The sequence below is a fragment of the Variovorax sp. P1_H12_2 genome, from assembly GCF_056405335.1.
This window is the reverse complement of record NZ_JBFUCI010000349.1, coordinates 1-6,968: the sequence shown is the minus strand read 5'-3', so window position 1 is coordinate 6,968 and position 6,968 is coordinate 1. Positions and strand designations below refer to the sequence as shown.

Sequence of the window (6,968 nt, the reverse complement as noted above, 5' to 3'; positions counted from 1 at the left end):
CCCGAATACAACCGCTCGGTTCCGGGCGTCCTCAAGAACGCACTCGACAACGCCTCGCGGCCCTACGGCCAGAGCGCCTGGGCCGGCAAGCCGGCGGGCGTGGTCGGCGTGTCGGTCGGCGCCGTCGGCACCGCCGTCGCGCAACAGCATCTGCGCGGCATCCTGGCCTACCTGGACGTGCCGACGCTCGGCCAGCCCGAAGTCTTCCTGCAGAACAAGGAGGGCCTGTTCGACGACAAGGGCCATATCGCCGAAGGCAGCAAGCAATTCCTGCAGGGCTGGGTCGACAGGTACGTAGCCTGGATCAAAACCCACACGGGGAAGTAAACGCCAAAAGGGGCGGGTCGCTCGGATGCGGACCGCCCCTTCCTTGATGCGGACGCGCAAGCGTCCGATCCGAATCAGGCCGCCAGGGTGGCCTGGTCCTGATTCGCCGCCTTACCGGTCGCCACGGCGATGTCGGCGCGCGCGGCGGCGAGCGCCGCAGCCTTGGCGGCATCGCCCATGCCGACGCCTTCGGCGCGCACGAAGCGCACGTCGGTGATGCCGAAGAAGCCGAAGACCACCTTCAGGTAGCTCTCCTGGTGCTCCATCGCCTGGCCGCCTTCGCTGGTCGAGTACATGCCGCCGCGGCTCGAAGCCACGATCACGGTCTTGCCGGTCGCGAGGCCGACGGGGCCCTTGTCGGTGTACTTGAAGGTGCGGCCGGTCTGCGCCAGGCGGTCGATCCAGGCCTTGAGCTGGGTCGGCACCGTGAAGTTGTAGAGCGGGGCGCCGACGACGATCACGTCGGCCGCCAGGAACTGGCTCACCAGGCGCTCGGAGACTTCGTTCTCGCGGCGCTGGGCTTCGGTGGGCTCGGCCTGGACGCCGACCTTGATGCCGAGCGCATCGGCGCTGAAATGGTTGGGGGTGTCCACCGCGAGGTCGAGGTAATCGACGGTCGTGTTCGGGTGGAGCTTGCGCCAGTCGGCCACCACTTCGGCCGTGAGTTGGCGGGAGACGGAATGGCCACCGAGGACGCTGGAATCGACGTGCAGGAGCTTCATGATCAATGCTTTCCTTGAAAGCGCCGGCACTGAAATCGGTCGGCGTTGGAAGTATTCTATTTTTGTGGCGATTGAATGATAAGTCTGTAAAAATGGCTTACTTCGTTCCAAAAATAGGACAGTCATCCCGTGCAAGACCTGAACGACATGGTGTTCTTCGCCGAGGTGGCCGAGCGCGGAGGCTTCGCGGCCGCCAGCCGGGCGCTCGGCATCCCCAAGTCCCGCCTGTCGCGGCGGGTGGCCGAGCTCGAAGCTCAGCTCGGTGTCCAGCTGATGCAGCGCAGCACCCGGCGGCTGTCCCTGACGCCGGCGGGCGAGATCTACCTCAAGCATTGCGCCGCGATGCGCGACGCGGCGCAGGCGGCTTCCGAGGCGGTCGCACAGGTCCAGACCGAGCCGAGCGGCACGGTGCGCCTGAGTTGTCCGGTCACGCTGGCGCAGAGCAGCGTCGGTCCGCTGCTGCCCGAGTTCCTTCGGCGCTATCCGCAGGTCCGGGTCGAGATGCGCGTGATGAACCGGCCGGTCGACCCGGTCGAGGAGGGGGTCGACCTGGCCTTGCGCGTGCGCCCGGCGATCGAGGACAGCGCGACGCTGGTGGCCAAGAATTTCGGCGTCAGCCGCGGCATCCTGGTGGCGAGCCCGGATCTGCTGCAGCGGCAGGGGCCGGTGGCGACGCCGGCGGACCTGGAAAAGCTCGACACCGTCGCGATGTCGACCGGCGATGGCCGCGCCAGCTGGCGGCTCGAGGGGCCCCACGGCAAGGTGCTCGTCCACACCCACACGCCGCGCTACGTGGCCGACGACCTGCTGACGCTCAAGTTCGCGGTGGTGCAGGGGACCGGCGCGTCGGTGCTGCCCGACTACATGTGCCGCCGGGAAATCAACGCCGGCAAGCTGCTCGAGGTGCTGCCGGGCTGGGGGCCGGCGCCCGGGATCTRCCACGCCGTGTTCCCCGCGCGGCGCGCCCTGGTGCCGGCGGTGCGCCGGCTGATCGATTTCCTGGTCGAAAACCTGGACGGCGCCGAACCGCACCACTTGATGGAATAGGACGCTTATGTCCAAAAGCTCATATTCAAACAAGTAGATATTCGTTTGTCATTTAAGCGATGGTTTGCAGAATGGCGGCCCATCCCAGCAAGAACCAACGAACATGGCCACCCTGCGACTCGGCGACACCGCCCCCAATTTCACCCAGGACTCCAGCGAAGGCGCGATCGACTTCCATCGGTGGGCCGGCGATTCGTGGGTGGTGCTGTTCTCCCATCCGGCCGACTTCACGCCGGTGTGCGCCACCGAACTGGGCAAGACCGCGGCGCTGTCGGGCGAATTCGCCAAGCGCGGCGTGAAACCGATCGCGATCAGCATCGATCCGGCGGACAAGCACAAGGAATGGATCGGCGACATCAACGAGACGCAGAACACCACCGTCGACTTCCCGATCCTGGCCGACGCCGACCGCACGGTGGCGGACCTGTACGACATGATCCACCCGAACGCGTCGACCACCGCGACCGTGCGCAGCGTCTTCATCATCGACCCGAAGAAGACGATCCGCACCACGCTGACCTACCCGGCGAGCACCGGCCGCAATTTCGACGAGATCCTGCGCGTGATCGATTCGCTGCAGCTGACCGACAGCCACAAGGTGGCCACGCCCGTGAACTGGAAGGACGGCGACGACGTCGTCATCATCCCGAGCCTGCAGGACCCGGCCGAACTGGCCGAGCGCTTCCCGAAGGGCTTCAAGGCGGTGCGCCCGTACCTGCGCCTGACGCCTCAGCCGAACAAATAAGCCTGCGTGACCAAGCCGACCATTGTCATCGTGCCGGGCTGGCGCGATTCCGGCCCCGGCCATTGGCAGAGCCTCTGGGCCGAGCGCATGCAGGGCGCCGTGCGCGTGGTCCAGGACGACTGGATCACGCCGAGCCGGGCCGCCTGGGTGGGCGCGCTCGAGAGGCTGGTGCTCGAGTGCCCGGGCCCGGTGGTGATCGTCGCCCACAGCCTCGGCTGCATCGCCACCACGCACCTGCCGGAGGCGGCCGCGGCGCGCATCGGCGGCGCGCTGCTGGTGGCGCCGGCCGACCCCGAGCGGCGCGCCGCGCTGACCGATTTCGCTCCCGTGCCTTTCGCCAAGCTGCCCTACCGCAGCATCCTCGTGGCGAGCAGCAACGACCCGTTCTGCCCGGTGCGGCTGGCGGGCGCCTATGCCCGGGCCTGGGGCAGCGAATTCGTTCGGATGCAGAATGCCGGCCACATCAACATCGAATCCGGGCACGGCGACTGGCCTTTGGGCCTGGCGCTGCTCCAATCGCTGACGGACGAGCCGACCACGCTGATGGCCGCCCACCGAAAACTAGAACCTTTCGTGAACCTATGACTTCCAGATTCAAGACCCTCATCGGCACCCTGGTGCTCGCCGCCAGCGGCCTGGCTTGCGCGCAGTCGACGCTGCTCAACGCCTCCTACGACGTCGCGCGCGAGTTCTACAAGGACTACAACCCGGCCTTCGTGGCGCACTACAAGAAGACCACGGGCAAGGACGTCAAGATCGACCAGGCGCACGGCGGCTCCAGCGCCCAGGCGCGCGCGGTCGCCGACGGCCTGGATGCCGATGTGGTGACCATGAACACCTCGACCGACATCGACTTCCTGGCCAACGCGGGCGTGGTCGCCAAGGACTGGCCCAAGCGCTTCCCGTACAACGCATCGCCGACCACTTCGACCATGCTGTTCCTGACCCGCAATGGCAACCCGAAGGGCATCAAGGACTGGGACGACCTGATCAAGCCCGGCGTGCAGGTCGTGGTCGTGAACCCCAAGACCGGTGGCAACGGCCGCTACGCCTATCTCGCGGCCTGGGGCTACGTGAAGAAGAAGGGCGGCACCGACGCCCAGGCGGCCGAGTTCGTCGGCAAGCTGTTCAAGAACGTGCCGATCCTGGCCCGTGGCGGCCGCGACGCGACCACCGCCTTCCTGCAGCGCAGCATCGGCGACGTGCTGATCACCTTCGAATCCGAAGTGCTGTCGATCGACCGCGAGTTCGGTGCGGGCAAGGTCGATGCGGTGTACCCCTCGATCAGCATCCTGGCCGAGAACCCGGTCGCGATCGTCGAGCGCACGGTCAACAAGAAGGGCAGCGGCGAACTCGCCAAGGCCTACCTCGACTACCTGTACTCGGACGAGGGGCAGGAGATTGCAGCCAAGCATGCGCTGCGCCCGCGTTCGGAAGCGGTGCTCAAGAAGAATGCCGCGACTTTCAAGCCGCTACAGCTCTTCACGGTGCAGGAACTGTTCGGCAGCCTCGGCGAAGCGCAGAAGGTGCACTTCAACGACGGCGGGCAGTTCGACAAGCTCTACACGCCCGGCGCCAAATAAATGAGCGGTGCTGCTACTTCGGCGCTGCCGTCCGCGGCGGCGCCGCTCGCGCGCGCAGGCGCTACCGGCGTGTCGCGGCGCGTGCTGCCGGGCTTCCACGTGACGCTCGGCTTCTCGGTGCTCTACCTGAGCCTGATCGTGCTGATCCCGCTGTCGGCGCTGGTGATCAAGACCGTCGGCATGAGCTGGGATCAGTTCTGGGTGGCGGTCACCTCGCCGCGCGTGATGGCCTCGTACCGCCTGACCTTCGGCGCCTCGCTGATCGCGGCCCTGGTGAACCTGGTGTTCGGCCTGCTCGTGGCGTGGGTGCTGGTGCGCTACAAGTTTCCGGGCAAGCGGATCATCGATGCATTGGTCGATCTGCCGTTCGCGCTGCCCACCGCTGTCGCGGGCATCTCGCTGACGGCACTCCTGGCCGGCAACGGATGGGTCGGCCAGTTCCTCGAGCCGCTGGGCATCAAGCTGGCCTTCACGCCCGCGGGCGTGGTGATCGCGCTGATCTTCATCGGGCTGCCGTTCGTGGTGCGCACGGTGCAGCCGGTGCTCGAAGACACCGAAAAGGAACTCGAAGAAGCGGCCACCAGCCTCGGCGCCACCCGGCTGCAGACCTTCACCAAGGTGATCCTGCCCTCGATCACGCCGGCGCTGCTGACCGGATTCGCGATGGCTTTCGCGCGCGCGATCGGCGAATACGGCTCGGTGATCTTCATCGCCGGCAACATGCCGATGATCTCGGAGATCACGCCCTTGATCATCATCGGCAAGCTCGAGCAGTACGACTACGCGGGTGCCACCGCGGTCGCGCTGGTGATGCTGGTGATCTCCYTCGTGCTGCTGCTGGTCATCAACGGGCTGCAGGGCTGGAAGCGGCGCCGCTCGGAGGCCACACAATGAGCGCGTCTTCGAGGACCATCCGCCGCGCGCAGGCCGGCACCACCGAGTCGGCCTGGGTGCGTCGCACCCTGATCGGCGTCGCGCTGGCCTTCATGTTCCTGTTCCTGGTGCTGCCGCTGGCTGCGGTCGCGGCCGAAGCGCTGCGCAAGGGCTTCGGCGCCTACGTCGAGGCGCTGAAGGAGCCCGACGCCTGGAGCGCGATCCGCCTGACCCTGCTCACGGCCGCGATCGCGGTGCCGATGAACCTGGTGTTCGGCGTTGCCGCCGCCTGGGCGATCGCCAAGTTCGAGTTCCGCGGCAAGGCCTTCCTCACGACCCTGGTCGATCTGCCGTTCGCGGTCTCGCCGGTGGTGGCGGGCCTGATCTATGTGCTGGTGTTCGGGGCCCAGGGCTGGTTCGGCCCCTGGCTGCAGGCGCACGACATCAAGATCATCTTCGCGGTGCCCGGCATCGTGCTGGCGACCGTGTTCGTGACCTTCCCGTTCATCGCGCGCGAGCTGATCCCGCTGATGCAGGCCCAGGGCACGGAAGAGGAGCAGGCCGCGATCGTGCTCGGCGCCACCGGCTGGCAGACCTTCTGGCGCGTGACGCTGCCCAACATCAAGTGGGGGCTGCTCTACGGCGTGATCCTGTGCAACGCACGCGCGATGGGCGAGTTCGGCGCGGTGTCGGTGGTGTCGGGCCACATCCGCGGCCAGACCAACACCATGCCGCTGCACGTCGAAGTGCTCTACAACGAATACCAGTCGGTGGCCGCCTTCGCGGTGGCCTCGCTGCTGGCCATCCTGGCGCTCGTCACGCTGGTGATCAAGTCGGTCATCGAATGGCGCCACGAGCGCGAGATGAAGGCGATCGCCGAGCTGCCGCCGGAGCGGCCGACGCCGGCGACCTGAAAAGAGAGAAACCATGAGCATCGAAATCAGAAACGTCAGCAAGCAGTTCGGTGATTTCCACGCCTTGCGCGACGTCAGCCTGGATGTCGCCTCTGGCGAACTGGTCGCGCTGCTGGGGCCTTCGGGCTGCGGCAAGACCACGCTGCTGCGCATCATCGCGGGCCTGGAAACCGCCGGCGCGGGCAGCATCCTGTTCTCGGGCGAGGACACCACCGACGTCCATGTGCGCGAGCGGCAGGTCGGCTTCGTGTTCCAGCACTACGCGCTGTTTCGCCACATGACGGTGTTCGAGAACGTCGCCTTCGGCCTGCGGGTCAAGCCGCGTGGCCAGCGTCCGAGCGAGACGCAGATCAAGGCCAAGGTGCATGAGCTGCTGAAGCTGGTGCAGCTCGACTGGCTGGCCGACCGCTATCYGGCGCAGTTGTCCGGTGGCCAGCGCCAGCGCATCGCGCTGGCCCGGGCGCTGGCGGTCGAGCCCAAGGTGCTGCTGCTCGACGAGCCCTTCGGCGCGCTCGACGCCAAGGTGCGCAAGGAACTGCGCCGCTGGCTGCGCCGCCTGCACGACGAACTGCATGTCACCAGCATTTTCGTCACCCACGACCAGGAAGAGGCGCTCGAGGTGGCCGACCGCGTGGTGCTGATGAACAGCGGCCGCATCGAGCAGGTCGGCTCCCCGCAGGATGTGTGGGACCACCCGGCGAGCCCGTTCGTGTATGGCTTCCTGGGCGACGTCAACCTGTTCCACGGCCGCGCCCAC

Annotated in this window: 9 protein-coding genes; 8 read left to right on the top strand and 1 reads right to left on the bottom strand. The window is 67.0% G+C overall.

The features are described from left to right. Positions 1-327, top strand: a 327-nt coding sequence (locus AC1D2K_RS26535; RefSeq protein ID WP_478092304.1) for an NADPH-dependent FMN reductase, incomplete at its 5' end; no start/stop codon positions are given. 74 nt (positions 328-401) lie between these two features. On the opposite strand, the gene AC1D2K_RS26530 is transcribed toward AC1D2K_RS26535, so the two are convergent. Then, complete coding sequence (locus AC1D2K_RS26530) at positions 402-1,049, bottom strand: FMN-dependent NADH-azoreductase (RefSeq protein ID WP_478092303.1); 648 nt, start codon at positions 1,047-1,049, stop codon at positions 402-404. Positions 1,050-1,178: 129 nt separating this feature from the next. Here AC1D2K_RS26530 and AC1D2K_RS26525 point away from each other — a divergent pair, with 129 nt between their 5' ends. From AC1D2K_RS26525 to AC1D2K_RS26495, 7 genes are all read left to right on the top strand, one after another. After that, on the top strand, positions 1,179-2,096 hold the full coding sequence (locus AC1D2K_RS26525) for a LysR family transcriptional regulator (protein ID WP_478092301.1): 918 nt from the start codon (positions 1,179-1,181) through the stop codon (positions 2,094-2,096). 103 nt (positions 2,097-2,199) lie between these two features. Continuing rightward, positions 2,200-2,841 (top strand): peroxiredoxin, encoded by a 642-nt coding sequence (locus AC1D2K_RS26520; protein ID WP_478092299.1) that lies wholly within the window; start codon positions 2,200-2,202, stop codon positions 2,839-2,841. Positions 2,842-2,847: 6 nt separating this feature from the next. Next, positions 2,848-3,426: an RBBP9/YdeN family alpha/beta hydrolase gene (locus AC1D2K_RS26515; protein WP_478092298.1), complete on the top strand. Its 579-nt coding sequence runs from the start codon at positions 2,848-2,850 to the stop codon at positions 3,424-3,426. After that, positions 3,423-4,424: a sulfate ABC transporter substrate-binding protein gene (locus AC1D2K_RS26510; protein ID WP_478092297.1), complete on the top strand. Its 1,002-nt coding sequence runs from the start codon at positions 3,423-3,425 to the stop codon at positions 4,422-4,424. The genes AC1D2K_RS26515 and AC1D2K_RS26510 overlap by 4 nt, the downstream gene beginning before the upstream one ends. Continuing rightward, on the top strand, positions 4,425-5,318 hold the full coding sequence (gene cysT / locus AC1D2K_RS26505) for a sulfate ABC transporter permease subunit CysT (protein ID WP_478092295.1): 894 nt from the start codon (positions 4,425-4,427) through the stop codon (positions 5,316-5,318). Then, positions 5,315-6,211 (top strand): sulfate ABC transporter permease subunit CysW, encoded by an 897-nt coding sequence (gene cysW, locus AC1D2K_RS26500; protein ID WP_478092293.1) that lies wholly within the window; start codon positions 5,315-5,317, stop codon positions 6,209-6,211. Before cysT ends, cysW begins: the two co-directional genes overlap by 4 nt. Positions 6,212-6,224: 13 nt before the next feature. Then, the coding region (locus AC1D2K_RS26495; RefSeq protein WP_478092292.1) for a sulfate/molybdate ABC transporter ATP-binding protein at positions 6,225-6,968 on the top strand (744 nt) is incomplete at its 3' end.